Here is a 16,786-nt window from a genome sequence, read left to right as displayed (position 1 = left end):
CCCTTCGACAAGCTCAGGGCGAACGGCTTTTTATTCGCGCCGACGCCTAACCGTTCGGGCTGAGCCTGTCGAAGCCCTGTTTCGAACTCCATCATGTCTGACGTTGCACCCTCCATCGACTACCGCGCCACGCTGAACTTGCCCGACACCCCCTTCCCGATGCGCGGCGACCTGCCCAAGCGCGAACCGGGCTGGGTGAAAGAGTGGAACGACGAAGGCCGCTACCACCGCCTGCGCGACGCGCGCCACGGCGCGCCCAAGTTCATCCTGCACGACGGCCCGCCGTACGCCAACGGCCAGATCCACATGGGCCACGCCGTCAACAAGATCCTGAAGGACATGATCACCAAGGCGCGCCAGCTCGAGGGCTACGACGCGCTCTACGTGCCCGGCTGGGACTGCCACGGCCTGCCGATCGAGAACGCGATCGAAAAGAAGTACGGCCGCAACCTGAGCCGCGACGAGATGCAGGCCAAGAGCCGCGCCTACGCGACCGAGCAGATCGCGCAGCAGATGGGCGACTTCCAGCGCCTGGGCGTGCTGGGCGAATGGGACCATCCCTACAAGACCATGGACTTCCCCAACGAGGCCGGCGAGCTGCGCGCCTTCAAGCGCGTGATCGAGCGCGGCTTCGTCTACCGCGGGCTCAAGCCGGTCTATTGGTGCTTCGACTGCGGCTCTTCGCTGGCCGAGTTCGAGATCGAATACGCCGACAAGAAGAGTCAGACGCTCGACGTCGCCTTCAAGGCGCACGAGCCGGCCAGGCTCGCGGCCGCCTTCGGCCTGCCGGCGCTCGCCAAGGACGCTTTCGTCGTCATCTGGACCACCACCGCCTGGACCATCCCCGCCAACCAGGCCCTCAACCTGAACCCCGAGCTCGACTACGCGCTGGTCGATACCGAGCGCGGCCTGCTGGTGCTGGCCGCTTCGCTGGTCGAGATGTGCATGAACCGCTATGCGCTCGACGGCAAGGTGCTGGCCACCGCCAAGGGCGAGAAGCTCGGCGGCCTCGAGTTCGAGCATCCGCTCTACGACGTCGATGCCGGCTACCGCCGCCTGTCGCCGGTCTACCTGGCCGACTACGCGACGGCCGACGACGGCACCGGCATCGTCCACTCCTCGCCGGCCTACGGCGTGGACGACTTCAACTCCTGCATCGCGCACGGCGTCGCCTACGACGACATCCTGAACCCGGTGCAGGGCAACGGCAGCTACGCGCCCGACTTCCCGCTCTTCGGCGGCCAGAACATCTGGAAGGCCGTGCCGCACATCATCCAGACGCTGCGCGATGCCAACCGCCTGCTCACGACCGAGACCATCACCCACAGCTACCCGCACTGCTGGCGCCACAAGACGCCAGTGATCTACCGCGCGGCGGCCCAGTGGTTCGTCCGCATGGACGAAGGCGAAGGCGTGTTCACCAAGGACAAGGCGCCCAAGACCCTGCGCCAGATGGCACTGGATGCGATCGAAGAGACCAGCTTTTACCCGGAGAATGGCAAGGCCCGCCTGCACGACATGATCGCCAACCGGCCCGACTGGTGCATCAGCCGCCAGCGCAGCTGGGGCGTGCCGATCCCCTTCTTCCTGCACAAGGACTCGGGCGAGCTGCATCCGCGCACGATGGAGATCCTCGACCAGGCGGCCGACATCGTCGAGAAAGGCGGCATCGAGGCCTGGAGCCGCGTGACGGTCGAAGAGATCCTTGGCGCCGCCGACGCGCCCCACTACACCAAGAGCACCGACATCCTCGAGGTCTGGTTCGACTCGGGTTCGACCTTCTTCCACGTGCTGCGCGGCACGCACCCGAACGTCCACCACCAGACCGGCCCGGAAGCCGACCTCTACCTCGAAGGCCACGACCAGCACCGCGGCTGGTTCCACTCGTCGCTCTTGATCGCCTGCGCACTCGAAGGCCGCGCGCCCTACAAGGGCCTGCTGACGCACGGCTTCACCATCGACAGCCAGGGCCGCAAGATGAGCAAGTCGCTCGGCAACGGCCTCGACCCGCAGGAAGTCAACAAGAAGCTCGGCGCCGAGATCATCCGGCTCTGGGTCGCGGCCAGCGACTATTCGGGCGACATCGCGGGCGACGACAAGATCCTTGCGCGCGTGGTCGACGCCTACCGGCGCATCCGCAACACGCTGCGCTTCCTGCTCGCCAACACCAGCGACTTCGACATCGCGAAGGACGCGGTGCCGCGGGGCGAGCTGCTCGAGATCGACCGCTATGCCTTGAGCCGCGCCGCGCAGTTCCAGGCCGAGGTGCTCGCGCACTACAAGGTCTACGAGTTCCACCCGGTGGTGGCCAAGCTGCAGGTGTATTGCTCGGAAGACCTCGGCGCCTTCTACCTCGACATCCTGAAGGACCGCCTCTACACCACCGCGCCCGGCTCGCACGCGCGGCGCAGCGCGCAGACGGCGCTGTGGCACATCACGCAGGCGATGCTGCGCTGGATGGCGCCCTTCCTGAGCTTCACTGCCGAAGAGGCGTGGAAGTTCGTCGGCAACGGCGAGTCGATCTTCACCCAGGTCTTCAGCGACCTGGGCACGCCCGACGAGGCGCTGCTCGCCAGGTGGAGCCGCATCCGCGAGATCCGCGACAGCGTCAACAAGGAAATCGAAACCGTGCGCGCGGCCGGCCAGGTCGGCTCCTCGCTGCAGGCCAACGTGAAGCTCGTCGCGCCGGCCGAGGACCACGCGCTGCTGGCCTCGCTCGGCGACGACCTCAAGTTCGTCTTCATCACCTCCGCCGTCGAGCTGGCGGCCGGCGACAACCTGTCGGCGCAGGTGACGGCGAGTTCGGCCACCAAATGCGAACGCTGCTGGCACTGGCGCGATGACGTCGGGCACGACCCAGCGCATCCGGCCATCTGCGGCCGCTGCACCAGCAACCTCTACGGTGCCGGCGAAGCCAGGAGCATCGCCTGATGGCCACCCGCTCCCTCGCCGCGCCGCGCACCGGCATCTGGCCCTGGCTCGGCTTGGCCCTGGTGATCCTGATCCTCGACCAGTTCACCAAGACGCTGATCCTCGGCTACTACAAGCTCGGCGATGCCACCTACATCACGAGCTTCTTCAACATCGTGCGCGCCCACAACACCGGCGCCGCCTTCTCCTTCCTCGCGGATGCGGCAGGCTGGCAGCGCTGGTTCTTCACGGCCGTCGGCGTGGCTGCGGCCATCTTCATCGTCTGGATGCTCAAGTCGCATGCCGGGCAGAAACTGTTCTCCTTCGCCATGGCCGCGATCCTCGGCGGTGCGATCGGCAACGTGATCGACCGCCTGATGCACGGCTACGTGGTCGACTTCCTCGACTTCCATCTCGCGGGCCGGCATTTCCCGGCCTTCAACGTGGCGGACAGCGCGATCACCATCGGGGCGATCTGTTTGATCCTCGACGAACTGCGGCGCGTCCGGCGCGGGCGCTGAACCACCTTTCCTGAGTCGCCAAGGGTTTGCCCTTGGCCACCCGTTGTCATGACGGGGTCACACTGCGGCGCTGAAATGTAATCGATTACATAACAGCAACGCCGCCATGAGCATCCAGTCCGTCGCCGAGAAAGCCGGGGTCTCCGTGGCCACGGTCTCGCGCGTCTTCAACTTCCCGGACAAGGTGACGCCGGCCACGCGCGAGCACGTCGAACGCGTCGCCGGCGAGCTCGGCTATCTGCCCAATTCGAGCGCCCGCACACTGCGCACCCAGCGCAGCCGGGTGCTCGGCGTGGTGCTGCCCACGCTGCTGAATCCGGTCTTCGCCGAATGCCTGCAGGGCATCGCCCGAGCCGCCGCCGCGGGCGGCTACGCGATCATTCCGGTCACCACCGGCTACCAGCTCGACGAGGAACAGCGCGCGGTCAATCTGCTCCTGGCCGGCAATGTCGACGGCCTGATCCTGGTGGTCTCCAACCCGGCCACCTCGGCGGCGCTCGAGCGGCTGCGCGGCGCCGGCCTTCCCTATGTGCTGGTCTACAACCGGCACCCCGAGCACCCCTGCATCTCGGTGGACAGCGAGCGCGCGGTGGCGGGCGCCGTCGCGCGCCTGGTCGAGCTCGGGCACCGCCGCATCGCCATGGTCAGCGGCACGCTGGCCGCATCGGACCGCGCACAACAACGCTGGCGCGGCTTTCTCCAGGGCATGGCGACTGCCGGGCTCGAGCCGCCGGCACTGGTCGAAGTGCCGTTCATCGAAACCGCCGTCGACGAACTGACGCGCTTTCTCGAAGCCGCGCCGCGGCCCACCGCCCTCGTCTGCTCCAACGACCTGCTGGCCATCCGCAGCATCCGCGCGGCCCATCTGAGCGGGCTGCAGGTGCCGCGCGACCTGAGCGTGATCGGCTTCGACGGCATCGCGCTCGGCGAGGACCTGACGCCGGCGCTCAGCACCGTGACCCAGCCGAACGGCGACATCGGCCGCCACAGCGTCGAGCTGCTCGTGCAGGCGCTGGCCGGCGGCACGGTCCCGAACGCCGGCGCGAGCCTCGTGCTGCCCCATGCGTTTCGCGCCGGTGAATCCTGCGCACCAGTCCCCTGACCCACCCGTCCCTCCTCAATCAAGGAACTCCCATGTCACTGCCTCTCCATCGCATCGCCCGCGCCGCGCTGCTGGCCCTCGGCCTCGCCGCCGGCTCGGCCATGGCGCAGACCGCCATTTGCTACAACTGCCCGACCGAATGGGCCGACTGGGGCACGCAGCTGCGCGCCATCAAGGCCAAGACCGGCATCACCGTGCCGCCGGACAACAAGAATTCCGGCCAGTCGCTCGCGCAGCTGGTGGCCGAGAAGGCCAGCCCGGTCGCCGACGTCACCTACCTAGGCGTCACCTTCGCGATCCAGGCGCAGAAGGACGGCGTGGTCCAGGCCTACAAGCCCGCCGCATGGCAAGACATTCCCGACGGCCTCAAGGACCCGGCGGGTCAGTGGTTCACCATCCACTCGGGCACGCTCGGCTTCATGGTCAACGTCGACGCGCTGCGCGGCAAGCCGGTGCCCAAGTCCTGGGCCGACCTGCTCAAGCCCGAGTACAAGGGCCTGATCGGCTACCTCGATCCGGCCTCGGCCTTCGTCGGCTATGTGGGCGCGGTCGCGATCAACGAGGCGCGCGGCGGCTCGCTCGACAACTTCGCGCCGGCGATGGACTACTTCAAGGCGCTGCAGAAGAACGAGCCCATCGTGCCCAAGCAGACCTCCTATGCGCGCGTGCTGTCCGGCGAGATCGCGATCCTGCTCGACTACGACTTCAATGCCTACCGCGCCAAGTACAAGGACAAGGCCAACGTCGCCTTCGTCATCCCGAGCGAAGGCACGGTGGTGGTGCCCTACGTGATGAGCCTGGTCGCCAACGCGCCGCATGCCGCCGAAGGCAAGAAGGTGCTGGACTTCGTGCTCTCCGACGAAGGCCAGGCGCTCTGGGCCAAGGCCTACCTGCGGCCGGTGCGCGCCGGTGCGATGCCCAAGGAGGTCGAGGCGCAGTTCCTGCCGGCCGCCGAGTACGCACGCGCCAAGTCCGTCGACTACGGCCGCATGGCGCAGGCCCAGCGCGCGTTCTCCGACCGCTATCTGAAGGAAGTGCGCTGAACATTCATCAGCGTTGGCTGCTGCCGGCCTGCCTGGCGCCGGCGGCCGTGTTCTTCCTCGCCTTCTGGCTGCTGCCGGTGGCGCGCCTGCTCGCGTTGCCGGCGGCCAAAGGCTGGGAGACCTACTTCGCCGTGCTGACCGACGGCCGCTACCTGGCGAGCATGCTCAACACGGTCGCACTGTCGCTGGCGGTGACGGTGGCGACGCTGGTGCTCGGCAGCGCGGTCGGCATCTACCTGGCGCGCCGCGCCTTTCCGGGCCGGCGCCTGCTGCTGTCGCTGCTGACGCTGCCCTTGTCCTTTCCGGGCGTGATCATCGGTTTCTTCGTGATTCTGCTCGGCGGCCGCCAAGGGCTGGTCGCCGACCTGGGCGCGGCCTTCGGCCTGGAGCGCATCACCTTCGCCTACGGCCTGCTCGGTCTCTTCCTCGCCTATCTCTACTTCTCGCTGCCGCGCGCCATCGCCACCTACGCGGCGGCCGCCGAGGCCATGAACCTGCAGCTGGAAGAAGCCGCGCGCTCGCTCGGCGCCTCGCGGCTGCGCGTGGTGCGCGACGTCTGGCTGCCGGAACTCGCGCCGACCACGGTGGCCTGCGGCGCGATCCTGTTCGCCACCTCGATGGGCGCCTTCGGCACCGCGTTCACGCTCGCGAGCAAGTTCGAGGTGATCCCGATCACGATCTACAACGAGTTCACCAACTACGCCAACTTCGCGCTCGCGGCCTCGCTGTCGATCGCGCTGGGCCTGGTGACCTGGGCCGTTCTCTTCGTGGCCCGGCATTTCGGCGCGGACCCCACACGCTAGGCAGGCGATGCGCACCACCACAACACCCGCTCCGTTCCTGCTGACCGTCACCGTGCTCGTGAGCCTCTTCATGATCGCGCCGATGCTGCTGTCGATCATGGCCGGCCTGGTCAACAACTACAGCGCCGGCATCAAGAGCGGGCTGACCCTGCGCTGGCTCGGCGAAGTCTGGGAGGTCTACGGCAACACCGTCGGCTGGTCGATCGCGCTCGCCCTGGGCTGCGTGATCGGCACGCTGCTGCTGGGCGTGCCCTGCGCTTACGCGCTGGCGCGCAGCCGCACGCGCGCCGCCCGCGCCTTCGAGGAACTGATCACGCTGCCGGTGGCGGTGCCCGGCCTCGCCACGGCACTGGCGCTGATCCTGGCCTACGGCCAGCTCACCGCCTTCCGCCAGAGCTTCGCCTTCATCCTGGTGGGCCACATCGTGTTCACGCTGCCCTTCATGGTGCGCACCGTGTCCTCGGCCTTCCAGCGCGACGAACTGCTTGCGCTGGAAGAAGCCGCGCGCTCGCTGGGCGCGAACTTCAGGCAGCGCTTTCTCGGCGTGCTGGTGCCCGCGGTGTTCCCGGCCATCGTGGCCGGCAGCCTGATGGTGTTCACCCTGTCGGTCGGCGAGTTCAACCTCACCTGGATGCTGCACACGCCGCTGACTCGCACCCTGCCCGTCGGCCTGGCCGACAGCTATGCATCGATGCGACTGGAAATCGGCTCGGCCTACACGCTGGTCTTCTTCATCGTCATCCTGCCGGTCCTGTGGGGCCTCCAATACTTGGCCCATCAAGTGCAAAGACGCTATGGAACTTGAGCGCATCCCCGTCGATATTTCCAACTGCGCGAAGACCTATGCCGACGGCACGCGCGGCCTGCTGCCGACCACGCTGCATGTCGAGCCCGGCGAGGTGCTGGCGCTGCTCGGCCCCTCGGGCTGCGGCAAGACCACGCTGCTGCGCCTGATCGCCGGCCTCGAGTCGCCCGACGAAGGCAGCCGCATCGTTTTCGGCGAGCAGGACGTGACCGACCGGCCGGTGGAGCAGCGCGGCGTCGGCATGGTGTTCCAGAGCTACGCGCTCTTCCCCCAGATGACGGTGGAAGCCAACATCGGCTATGGCCTGCGCATCCGCGGCGTGGCGCCGGCCGAAGAGCGGCGCCTCGTCGGCGAGCTGGTCGATCTCACGCGGCTCGGTGGCCTGGAGAAGAAGCGGCCCGCCGAGCTCTCCGGCGGCCAGCGCCAGCGCGTGGCGCTGGCCCGCGCGGTGGCTGTGCGCCCGCGCGTGCTGCTGCTCGACGAGCCGCTGGCGGCGCTCGATGCCAAGCTCAAGGAATCGTTGCGCGACGAACTGGCCGAGCTGCTGCGCAGGCTGCACATCACCGCCATCCATGTCACGCACGACCAGCAGGAAGCGATGGCGATCGCCGACCGGCTGGCCGTGATGAGCGCCGGCCGCATCGTGCAGATCGGCCGCGGCGAGGAGCTCTACCGCGCGCCGCAGCATCCCTTCGTGGCCGAGTTCCTGGGCCGCGTGAACCGGCTGGAGCGCGCGCCCGACGCGGTCGCCGAGGGTGTGCTGCGTCTGGGCGGCGCGGCCTTTGCTTGCCCGAGCGCATGGACGACGCACACGACGCTGCTCATCCGGCCCGAAGACCTGGAGGTCGGCGTGCCCCAAAGCGGCTGGGGTGCAGCCCGGGTCGAGCAACGCACCTTTCTCGGCGACCGCGTACAACTCAAGTTGCGCGCGGAGGGACAGCCGCTGCTCGTCGCCAATGTCGGCCGCGACATCGCTTTCCGCCCGGGCGACAGCGTCGGCATCCGAATCGATCCCGCCCGCCTCATGACCTCCCAGGAGCTCGCATGACCACCTTTCTCGTTCAACTGAGCGACCTGCACATCCGCGAACCGGGCCGCCTCGCCTACGGCCGGCTCGACACTGCCCCCTATCTGCAGCGCGCGGTGCAATCCATCCTGCGCTTGAAGCAGCAGCCCGACGCGGTGGTGATCACCGGCGACCTGAGCGACTTCGGCCGCGCGGCCGAATACGCCCATCTCGAAGAATTGCTGGCGCCGCTTTCGATGCCGGTCTACCTGATGCCCGGCAACCACGACGACCGCGAACAGTTGCGCCGCAGCTTTCCCGGCCACGCCTACTTGGGCACCGAGGGCTTTGTCCAGTTCGCGGTGAAGATCGGCGACCTGCGCCTGCTCGCGCTCGACACCTGCGTGCCGGGCCAGAGCCATGGCACCCTTTGCGAACAGCGGCTGGCCTGGCTCGAAACGCAGCTCGATCTCTACCGCGGCGAGCCCGTGGTGGTCGCGATGCACCATCCACCCTTCGAGACGCTGATCGGCCATATGGACGAGATCGGCCTGCTGGAGGGCGCCGAAGCGCTCGAAGCCCTGATCGCGAGGCATCCCAAGGTCGAACGCGTCATCTGCGGCCACCTGCACCGCGCCATCGACGTGCGCTTCGGCGGCAGCATCGCCTCCACGGCGCCGTCCCCGGCGCACCAGGTCGCGCTCGACCTGGCGCCGGATGCGTCTTCGGCCTGGATGCTGGAGCCGCCCGGCTTTCGAGTCCATGCCTGGGCCGGCGAGCGTCTGGTGACCCATCTCGTGCCGAGCGGCACCTTCGAAGGCCCGTATCCCTTTCACGACAACGGCGCGCTGATCGACTGAGGCGGGCCGGAGGTGCGGCGTATAGTCCTCCGCTTCCATGAAGCATCTGTTGAATCTGCTGGCAGCGGTCGCGCTGCTGGTATGGGGTACCCATCTCGTTCGCACCGGCGTGCTGCGCGTCTTCGGCGCCAATCTGCGCAAGATCCTGGTGCACAGCATGCGCAACCGCTTCACGGCGGCGCTCTCGGGCATCGGCGTGACGGCGCTGGTGCAGTCGAGCACCGCCACCTCGCTGATGACTTCCTCCTTCGTCGGGCAGGGCCTGGTCACGCTGCCGGCCGCGCTCGCGGTGATGCGCGGCGCCGATGTCGGCACGGCGCTGATGTCGGTGCTGTTCTCGGCCGATCTTTCGTGGCTGTCGCCGCTTTTCATCTTCGTCGGCGTGGTGCTCTTCATCACGCGCGCATCGACCGCAGCGGGCCGCATCGGGCGGGTGCTGATCGGCCTCGGCCTCATGCTGCTGGCCCTGCAGCTGGTGGTGGAGGCCACCGGGCCGCTGTTCTCTTCGCCGCCGGTGCTGGCGCTGCTGGCCTCGCTCAGCAGCGACGTGCTGCTCGAGATCACGATCGGCGCTGCGCTCGCGATCGCCGCCTATTCCAGCCTGGCGGTGGTGCTGCTGGTCGCGGCCATGGCCAGCTCGAACGTGGTGCCGCTCGATGTCGCGCTCGGCCTGGTGCTCGGCGCCAACCTCGGCAGCGGCTTGCTCGCGGTGCTGACCACCGCGAAGTCGGCGATCCCGGTGCGGCAGGTCACGGTCGGCAACCTGGTCTTCAAGCTGCTGGGCGTGGCGATCGCGACGCCCTTCGTGGGCCTGTACCTGCGCGAGGTCAGGCCCTACATCAGCGATGCGACGCAGCTGGTGGTGCTCTTCCACCTGGCTTTCAATGTGGTCTTCAGCATCGGCTTCATCGGGCTCACGGCCGGGGTCGCGAAGCTGGTGACGCGGCTGCTTCCCGCGTTGGCGGAACCCGCGGCCATGCAGCGGCCGCACCACCTCGACCCCTCGGCGCTGTCCACGCCCTCGCTCGCGATATCCAATGCCGCACGCGAGGCGCTGCACCAGGCCGACATCGTCGAGACCATGCTGATCGGCATGCTCAAGGTGATTCGCGACAACGACCTGCGCCTGGCCGCCGAGTTGCGCAAGCTCGACGACACCGTCGACCAGCTGTACTCGGCCATCAAGTACTACATGACCAAGATCTCGCGCGAGGCGCTGGGCGAAGAGGAGAGCCGGCGCTGGACCGACATCATCAGCTTCACCATCAACATGGAGCAGATCGGCGACATCATCGAGCGCGTGATCATCGACATCGAGGACAAGAAGATCAAGAAGCAGCGCAACTTCTCGGACGCCGGCATGCGCGAGATCGTGGAACTGCACGAACGGCTGGTCGCGAACCTGCGGCTCAGCATGAGCGTGTTCCTGAACGGCAGCGTGCGCGACGCCCAGAAGCTGCTCGAAGAGAAGGCGCGCTTCCGCGATCTGGAGCGCGCCTACGCCACCACGCACCTCGGCCGCCTCTCGGAGCAGACCGCGTCGAGCATCGAGACCAGCTCGCTGCACATCGACCTGATCAGCGACCTGAAGCGCATCAACTCCCACATCTGCTCGATCGCCTACCCGATCCTCGATTCGGCTGGCGCGCTGGCGCCGAGCCGGCTGCGCGAATCGCGCCTCAGCGCATTGGAATAAGGCTCAGAGCGTCAGGATCGTGCAGCCCGTGGTCTTGCGCGCCTCGAGATCACGATGCGCCTGCTGCACGTCGGCCAACGCATAGCGCTGATCGATCGGAATCTTCACCGCACCACTGACCACCGCCGCGAACAGGTCGTCGGCCATCGCCTGCGTGCTCTCGCGCGTCGCGATGTGCGTGAACAGCGTCGGCCGCGTCAGGTAGAGCGAGCCCTTGGACGCGAGCGTGCCGATGTTGACCGGCGGCACCGGCCCCGAGCCGTTGCCGAAGATGGCGAGCAGGCCGAAGGGGCGCAGGCAGTTGAGCGAGCCCTCGAAGGTGTCCTTGCCGACCGAGTCGTAGACCACCTTCACGCCCTTGCCGCCGGTGATCTGCTTGACGCGCTCGGCGAAGTTCTCGGTGCTGTAGTTGATCGCGTGCGCGGCGCCGTTCGCCAGCGCCAGCTGGCACTTGGCATCGGTGCCGGCGGTGCCGATGAGCTGCAGGCCGAGCGCCTTGGCCCACTGGCAGGCGATCAGGCCCACGCCGCCCGCAGCCGCATGGAACACGATGAAGTCGCCCGGCTGCAACCCCTCGACCGGCAGCGTCTTCTTGAGCAGGTACTGCGCCGTCAGGCCCTTGAGCATCATCGCGGCGCCGGTCTCGAAGGAGATCGCATCTGGCAGCTTGCACACGCACTTGGCCGGCATCACGCGCAGCTCGCTGTAGGCGCCGGGCGGCTGGCTCGCGTAGGCGGCGCGGTCGCCGGGCTTCAGGTGCGTGACGCCCTCGCCCGCCGCCTCGACCACGCCCGCGGCTTCCATGCCGAGCTGCAGCGGCATCGCGAAGGGGTAGAGGCCGCTGCGCTGGTAGGTGTCGATGAAGTTGAGGCCCACGGCATGGTGGCGGATACGGATCTCTCCCGGGCCGGGCTCACCGACCTCGACGTCGACGATCTTCAGTTCCTCGGGACCGCCGGGGCGGTCGATGCGGACGGCTTTGCTCATATGTTTCCTGAATCGGCTGTGGCGAAAGTGACATATGTTAGACAGCTTGGGGCCGGTTCACACCGGCGTCACACGGCCTCGTGACCATCGGCGTCGATGTCGCCTAGATTCCACCTGCTGATCGCCGCGCAAGCGGTTTCGGCGCTGGCGGACAACGCCGTACTGATCGTGACGATCGCGCTCTTGGAAGCGCGCGGCCTGCCCGGCTGGTGGTCGCCGCTGCTCAAGTTCGCCTTCACCCTGTCATATGTCTTTCTCGCGCCGCTGATCGGGCCGCTGGCCGATGCGATGCCGAAGGCCCGGCTCATGAGCCTGATGAATGCGGTCAAGATGATCGGCGTCGCGATGTTGTTCGCCGGCTTGCACCCTTTCGCGGCCTTCGCGGTGATCGGCTTCGGCGCGGCGGCGTACGCGCCGGCCAAGTACGGCCTCGTCACCGAGATCGTCGGCCCGCGCCAGCTGGTCGCGGCCAACGGATGGATCGAGGTCTCCGTCATCTGCGCGGCGCTGCTGGGAACCATGTTCGGAGGGCTGCTGGTGGCCGACCTGGTTCGTTCGTCGGGCGCCAGCCTGACGCTTCAGGCCTGGCTGGCTGCCAGCGTGCCGGGGTCTTCCGCGACGACGCTGACGCTCTCGATCGTTGCGATTTTCTTCATCTACGTGCTGTCCGGACTGCTGAACCTGGGCGTGCCGGACAGCGGCGCGCGCTACCCTGCCAGCCGCATCCACGCGGTCGCACTGGTGCGCGACTTCGAGCGCGGCAACCGCACGCTGTGGCGCGACCGCGACGGTGGCTTGTCGCTCGCGGTCACGACGATTTTCTGGGGCGCAGGTGCAACCTTGCAGTTCGTGGTGCTGCGCTGGGCCGCGGACGTCATGCAACTGAGCCTGGAGCACGCCGCCTATCTTCAGGCCGCAGTGGCGATCGGCGTCATCGCGGGCGCCACCCTCGCGGGACGGTACGTGAGCCTCGATCAGGCCAAGCGCGTGCTGCCAGCGGGCGTGGTGCTCGGCCTCCTGATGCCGGCGATCGCTTCCGCCTCGTCGCTGGCGGTCGCGGTGCCTTTGCTGGTGCTCGCCGGCACGGTGGGCGGCGTGCTGGTCGTGCCGTTGAACGCGCTATTGCAGCACCGCGGCCATGTGCTGCTGAGCGCCGGCCGGTCGATCGCTGTGCAGGGCTTCAACGAGAACTTGAGCATCCTGCTGATGCTGGCCGGCTACGCCGCGCTGCTCGCGATCGATGTTCCCATCGTGCCGCTGATGTGGGGCTTCGGCCTGATGATCGCCGCGGCGATCGCACTGCTGATGCGGATGGAGAGCAGCAGGCCGCCGCCGGTCGCCGTGCCCGAGACCTGAGCTACATCGCGCCCGCCACGGCGCGGCCCGCCGCACCGGCTGCGCGCGGCTCGGAGCCGGCAGCCAGCGTCGCGGAGAACACTGACTCGACCTGCGTGACGATGCGTTCCCAGCCCAGCTCGTTCGCGGTCTGGCGGGCGTTCAGCGCCATGCGCAGCGCGTGCTCGCGTTCGGCGGCAAGCCGCACGGCCTGGCGAATGAACTCGGGCTCGTCGCCGAGCCGCGCCAGCAAGCCGTTCTCGTCGCTTCGAATCAGCTGCCCCGCCGCGGCATAGTCGTAAGCCAGCACGGGCAGCCCGCTGGCCAAGGCCTCGAGCGTCACGTTGCCGAAGGTCTCGGTCATGCTGGGAAAGAGAAAGGCATCGGCCGACGCATAGTGCGCGGCGAGATCCTCACCGTAGCGCGTTCCCGCGAAGATCGCATCGGGGATCGCCGAAACGAGCGTGTGCCTGGCAGGCCCGTCGCCGACGACGACGAGCCGCGTCGCCGGATGCGCCCGGCGCATCGCGAAAAAGGCGGAGGCCAGCGCACCGAGGTTCTTCTCCGGCGCCAGACGCCCCACGTAGAGGACCACGACGGTGCCGGGCTCGACGCCCCATGCGCGACGCAATTCCTCGCTGCGTCGCGCCGGATCGAAAAGCGCCGTGTCGACGCCGCGCGACACCAGCACCAGCCGCTGAAAGCCGTTCGTCGCCAGCTCCACGCGCAGCCGCTCGCTCGGCACCATGGTGAAGGCGGTGCGGTTATGGAACTTGCGCAGATAGCCCATGATGGGCCGTTGCAGCCAGCCGATGCCGTAGTGCCGGCTGTAGGCGTGGAAGTTGGTCCGGAAATCGGAGCACACCGGCAACTTCAATACGGCGGCAGCCTGCAGCGCCGACCAGCCCAGCGGCCCTTCGGTGGCGATGTAGACCAGGTCGGGCCGCCGCCGGCTCCACAACGAAACCAGTGCCTTCTTCGAGGGCACGCCCATCTTCATCTCCGGATAGCGCGGAATCGGGAAGCCGCGCATCAGCACCTCGTGGAAGCGATCGGCGCGCAAAGCCATGTCCTCCACGGTCTGGCGCGGTCGCACCAGCTGGATGTCGTGGTGATGCGCATGCAGCCCCTCGACGATGCGCTGCAGGGTCAGCGCCACGCCGTTCACTTCCGGCGGATAGGTCTCGGTGACGAGCGCGATGCGCAGCGACCGTTGCGCTGCCGGCATGTCGTCGACCACAATGGGTGAGAGCGAAGAGGCCATGCGCGGCATGCTGCCGATCGATTGCAACATCGGCGTGACAGCAGCGTCACCGAGATTTCACGCACGCTCGTCACCATTCCGTCACGCGCCGCGCTTATCCGCCATCGGCGCTCCACAGGAGAAAACTTGAAAGACTTCTTCCGCGCCCTCGAGATCCAGCGTTGGGACGACCACCGCTACTACCACCACAGCCGCATCAACCAGTCGCTGCACCTGGTGAGCGCAGTCAGTTTCGTGATCGCCTACGCGCTGCTCTTCGTCGATCCGGTGGCCGCGGCGCTCATCGGCTGGCTGGTGTCGATGACCAGCCGCCAGGCCGGCCACTTCTTCTTCGAGCCCAAGGGCTACGACCACGTCAACCAGGCGACCCACGAGCACAAGGAAGAGATCAAGGTCGGCTACAACCTGCGGCGCAAGGTGGTGCTGATGGGGCTGTGGGCGGCGGCGCCGGTGCTGCTGTGGCTCGACCCCACGGTGTTCGAGCTGATGGCGCCGGGCAGCGGTTTTGAGGGCTATGTGCGGCAGCTCGGCATGGTGTGGCTGGCGCTCGGTGCCGGCGGCCTGCTGTTCCGGACCTTCCACCTCTTCTGGCTCAAGGATGTCCGCACCGGCCTGGTGTGGATGACCAAGATCCTGACCGACCCCTTCCACGACATCAAGCTCTACCATCGCGCGCCGCTGCATCTGCTGCGCGGCGAGCTGATCGAACAGAAGGCGTGAGGCGCGCGCCCGCGCCCTCGCGACTACTGCCTCTGCCAGCGATGCGCGAGCATCTCGCGCAAGATTTCGCGCTTGATCGACTTGTTGGTCAGGCCGCCATCGTCCCACCACCAGCCGTCGGCCTGCATCGCGCGCGCGGCCGCCATGAAGCGCTGCACGACCGCATCGAAGTCGGCGTCCGAGTAGTTGAGGCTGAAGATCAGCCGGCCGGTGCCGACCCAGCTCAGCGCCAGCCCCTCGGCGCGCAGGTAGTACTGCAACATCCAGTTGTAGCGCGAAGGACGGGTATAGAACACCGTCCAGATCGACGACAGGTTCGCCACCTGCACCGGCACGCCCGCCTCCTGCAGGCGCGCGTTGAGCAACTGGGCGCGCCCGTTCCAGCGCTCGTCGATTCCATCGTAGAGCGCGCGCACCTCGGGCCGTTCGAGCCGGTCCAGGAAGGCATGCATCGCGCCCATCACATAAGGATGCGAGTTGAAGGTGCCGCGCGCGAAGCAGATGTCGGCCGGACGGTCTTCGCGGAAGCGCTTCATCAGATCGCCGCGGCCGCAGACCGCGCCGACCGGCAGCCCGCCGCCGAGCGTCTTGCCGTAGGTCACCATGTCGGCGCGCACGCCGAAGTATTCCTGCGCGCCGCCGCGCGCGAGCCGGAAGCCGACGAAGACCTCGTCGAAGATCAGCACGATGCCGCGCTCGGTGCACACCTTGCGCAAGGCCTTGAGCCAGTCGACGTAAGTGGCCCGGTCGAAGCCGGCGCGCCGGCCGCTGTCCACCAGCGACGAATCGCTCGGCGCGCCGGCGTTCGGGTGCAGCGCCTGCAGCGGATTGACGAGCACGCAGGCGATGTCGCTGCGCTTGCGCAGCACGCGCAGCGCGCGATCGTCCATCTCGCGCAGCGTGTAGGTCTCGCGCGGCGGCATCGGGTTGCCGAGGCCGGGCTGCACATCGTCCCACCAGCCGTGGTAGGCGCCGCAGAAGCGAACCAGGTGGGTGCGGCGGGTGTGGTAGCGGGCCAGCCGGACCGCCTGCATCACCGCCTCGGTGCCCGACATGTGGAAGGACACCGCGTCGAGGCCGGAGATTTCGCGCAGGCGCTGCACGTTCGAACTCACGCAAGGGTGGTAGGCGCCGAGCACGGGCCCGAGCGCCTGCACGAGCGAGGCGCCTTCGGCGATGCACTCCTTGTAGAAGTCGTAGCCGAAGACGTTGACGCCGTAGGACCCGGTGAGGTCGTAGAAGACGTTGCCGTCCAGGTCTTCGATCGTGACGCCGTGCGAGGCCTGGAGGAAGGCGCCGACCTGCAGGTGCTCGCGCAGATAGGGGCTGTACTGGAAGGGCACGCGGTAGGCGCCGGTGAACTGCAGGTCCGGCAATCCGGGCCGCGCCTCGGCCGTCGCCGCGAGCGAACGTGCATAGCGCGTGCGGTACAGGGCCGCCAGCGCCGCCAGGCCGGCGCGCCGCCGTTCGATCACTTCCGCGGGTGCGCCGTCCGAGACGAAGAAGCGGTCGGCATCGTAGGCATAGCCCGGCAGCAGCCCCGCGATGCGCTTGGCCATGCGCGAGTGGCCGGTGAGCGAAGGATGCTTGGCGCGGGAGAGTTCGAGGCGGCGCAGGCCGAGCGGCAGCATGGCGGCGCCCGCAGCCAGCGCCACGGCGGACAAAAGGAATGTTTCGTTCATGGATTCGAAGTCGGACAGGACCTCCCTGTCTACAACAGCTTCTTGACGGCCC

14 protein-coding genes are annotated in these 16,786 nt (G+C 67.9%); 11 read left to right on the top strand and 3 right to left on the bottom strand.

The features are described from left to right. Positions 1-93: 93 nt before the first annotated feature. The 9 genes from ileS (at position 94) to ACSQ89_RS06530 (ending at position 10,746) form a co-directional block, all read left to right on the top strand. Positions 94-2,931 (top strand): isoleucine--tRNA ligase, encoded by a 2,838-nt coding sequence (gene ileS / locus ACSQ89_RS06570; RefSeq protein WP_436293854.1) that lies wholly within the window; start codon positions 94-96, stop codon positions 2,929-2,931. Beyond that, positions 2,931-3,431, top strand: coding sequence for a signal peptidase II (lspA, locus tag ACSQ89_RS06565; RefSeq protein ID WP_170855667.1), 501 nt, complete (start codon positions 2,931-2,933; stop codon positions 3,429-3,431). The genes ileS and lspA overlap by 1 nt, the downstream gene beginning before the upstream one ends. Positions 3,432-3,537: 106 nt before the next feature. Next, positions 3,538-4,533: a LacI family DNA-binding transcriptional regulator gene (locus ACSQ89_RS06560; RefSeq protein WP_436293855.1), complete on the top strand. Its 996-nt coding sequence runs from the start codon at positions 3,538-3,540 to the stop codon at positions 4,531-4,533. Positions 4,534-4,565: 32 nt separating this feature from the next. Continuing rightward, a complete protein-coding gene (locus ACSQ89_RS06555) occupies positions 4,566-5,576 on the top strand; it encodes an ABC transporter substrate-binding protein (RefSeq protein ID WP_436293856.1) in 1,011 nt (336 codons plus the stop codon). Then, positions 5,573-6,379, top strand: a complete 807-nt coding sequence (locus ACSQ89_RS06550) for an ABC transporter permease (RefSeq protein WP_093109081.1) — start codon at positions 5,573-5,575, stop codon at positions 6,377-6,379. Before ACSQ89_RS06555 ends, ACSQ89_RS06550 begins: the two co-directional genes overlap by 4 nt. A gap of 7 nt (positions 6,380-6,386) precedes the next feature. Further along, a complete protein-coding gene (locus ACSQ89_RS06545) occupies positions 6,387-7,184 on the top strand; it encodes an ABC transporter permease (RefSeq protein ID WP_093108947.1) in 798 nt (265 codons plus the stop codon). Beyond that, positions 7,174-8,232: an ABC transporter ATP-binding protein gene (locus tag ACSQ89_RS06540; RefSeq protein ID WP_436293857.1), complete on the top strand. Its 1,059-nt coding sequence runs from the start codon at positions 7,174-7,176 to the stop codon at positions 8,230-8,232. Before ACSQ89_RS06545 ends, ACSQ89_RS06540 begins: the two co-directional genes overlap by 11 nt. Beyond that, complete coding sequence (locus ACSQ89_RS06535; RefSeq protein WP_436293858.1) at positions 8,229-9,050, top strand: phosphodiesterase; 822 nt, start codon at positions 8,229-8,231, stop codon at positions 9,048-9,050. The genes ACSQ89_RS06540 and ACSQ89_RS06535 overlap by 4 nt, the downstream gene beginning before the upstream one ends. A gap of 37 nt (positions 9,051-9,087) precedes the next feature. After that, on the top strand, positions 9,088-10,746 hold the full coding sequence (locus tag ACSQ89_RS06530) for a Na/Pi cotransporter family protein (protein WP_436293859.1): 1,659 nt from the start codon (positions 9,088-9,090) through the stop codon (positions 10,744-10,746). A gap of 3 nt (positions 10,747-10,749) precedes the next feature. Here the strand turns inward: ACSQ89_RS06530 and ACSQ89_RS06525 are convergent, their stop codons facing one another. Beyond that, a complete protein-coding gene (locus ACSQ89_RS06525; protein WP_093108951.1) occupies positions 10,750-11,733 on the bottom strand; it encodes a quinone oxidoreductase family protein in 984 nt (327 codons plus the stop codon). A gap of 96 nt (positions 11,734-11,829) precedes the next feature. On the opposite strand from ACSQ89_RS06525, the gene lplT reads away from it, so the two are divergent. Then, the gene (gene lplT / locus ACSQ89_RS06520) at positions 11,830-13,089 is read left to right on the top strand and encodes a lysophospholipid transporter LplT (RefSeq protein ID WP_436293860.1); all 1,260 of its coding nucleotides are present in this window, start codon (positions 11,830-11,832) and stop codon (positions 13,087-13,089) included. A gap of 1 nt (position 13,090) precedes the next feature. Here lplT and ACSQ89_RS06515 read toward each other — a convergent pair whose 3' ends face one another. Next, positions 13,091-14,332: a glycosyltransferase family 4 protein gene (locus ACSQ89_RS06515; protein ID WP_436296148.1), complete on the bottom strand. Its 1,242-nt coding sequence runs from the start codon at positions 14,330-14,332 to the stop codon at positions 13,091-13,093. A gap of 126 nt (positions 14,333-14,458) precedes the next feature. Here ACSQ89_RS06515 and ACSQ89_RS06510 point away from each other — a divergent pair, with 126 nt between their 5' ends. Further along, a complete protein-coding gene (locus ACSQ89_RS06510; protein WP_436293862.1) occupies positions 14,459-15,052 on the top strand; it encodes a hypothetical protein in 594 nt (197 codons plus the stop codon). Positions 15,053-15,075: 23 nt separating this feature from the next. Here ACSQ89_RS06510 and ACSQ89_RS06505 read toward each other — a convergent pair whose 3' ends face one another. Then, complete coding sequence (locus ACSQ89_RS06505; protein ID WP_436293863.1) at positions 15,076-16,734, bottom strand: aminotransferase class III-fold pyridoxal phosphate-dependent enzyme; 1,659 nt, start codon at positions 16,732-16,734, stop codon at positions 15,076-15,078. Positions 16,735-16,786: the final 52 nt, after the last annotated feature.

Origin of the sequence: Variovorax sp. LjRoot175 (assembly GCF_964253805.1) — a bacterium.
GTDB lineage: Bacteria > Pseudomonadota > Gammaproteobacteria > Burkholderiales > Burkholderiaceae_C > Variovorax.
The sequence above is the reverse complement of the archived record's forward strand: the minus strand, read 5'-3'. Positions and strand labels throughout refer to the sequence as shown.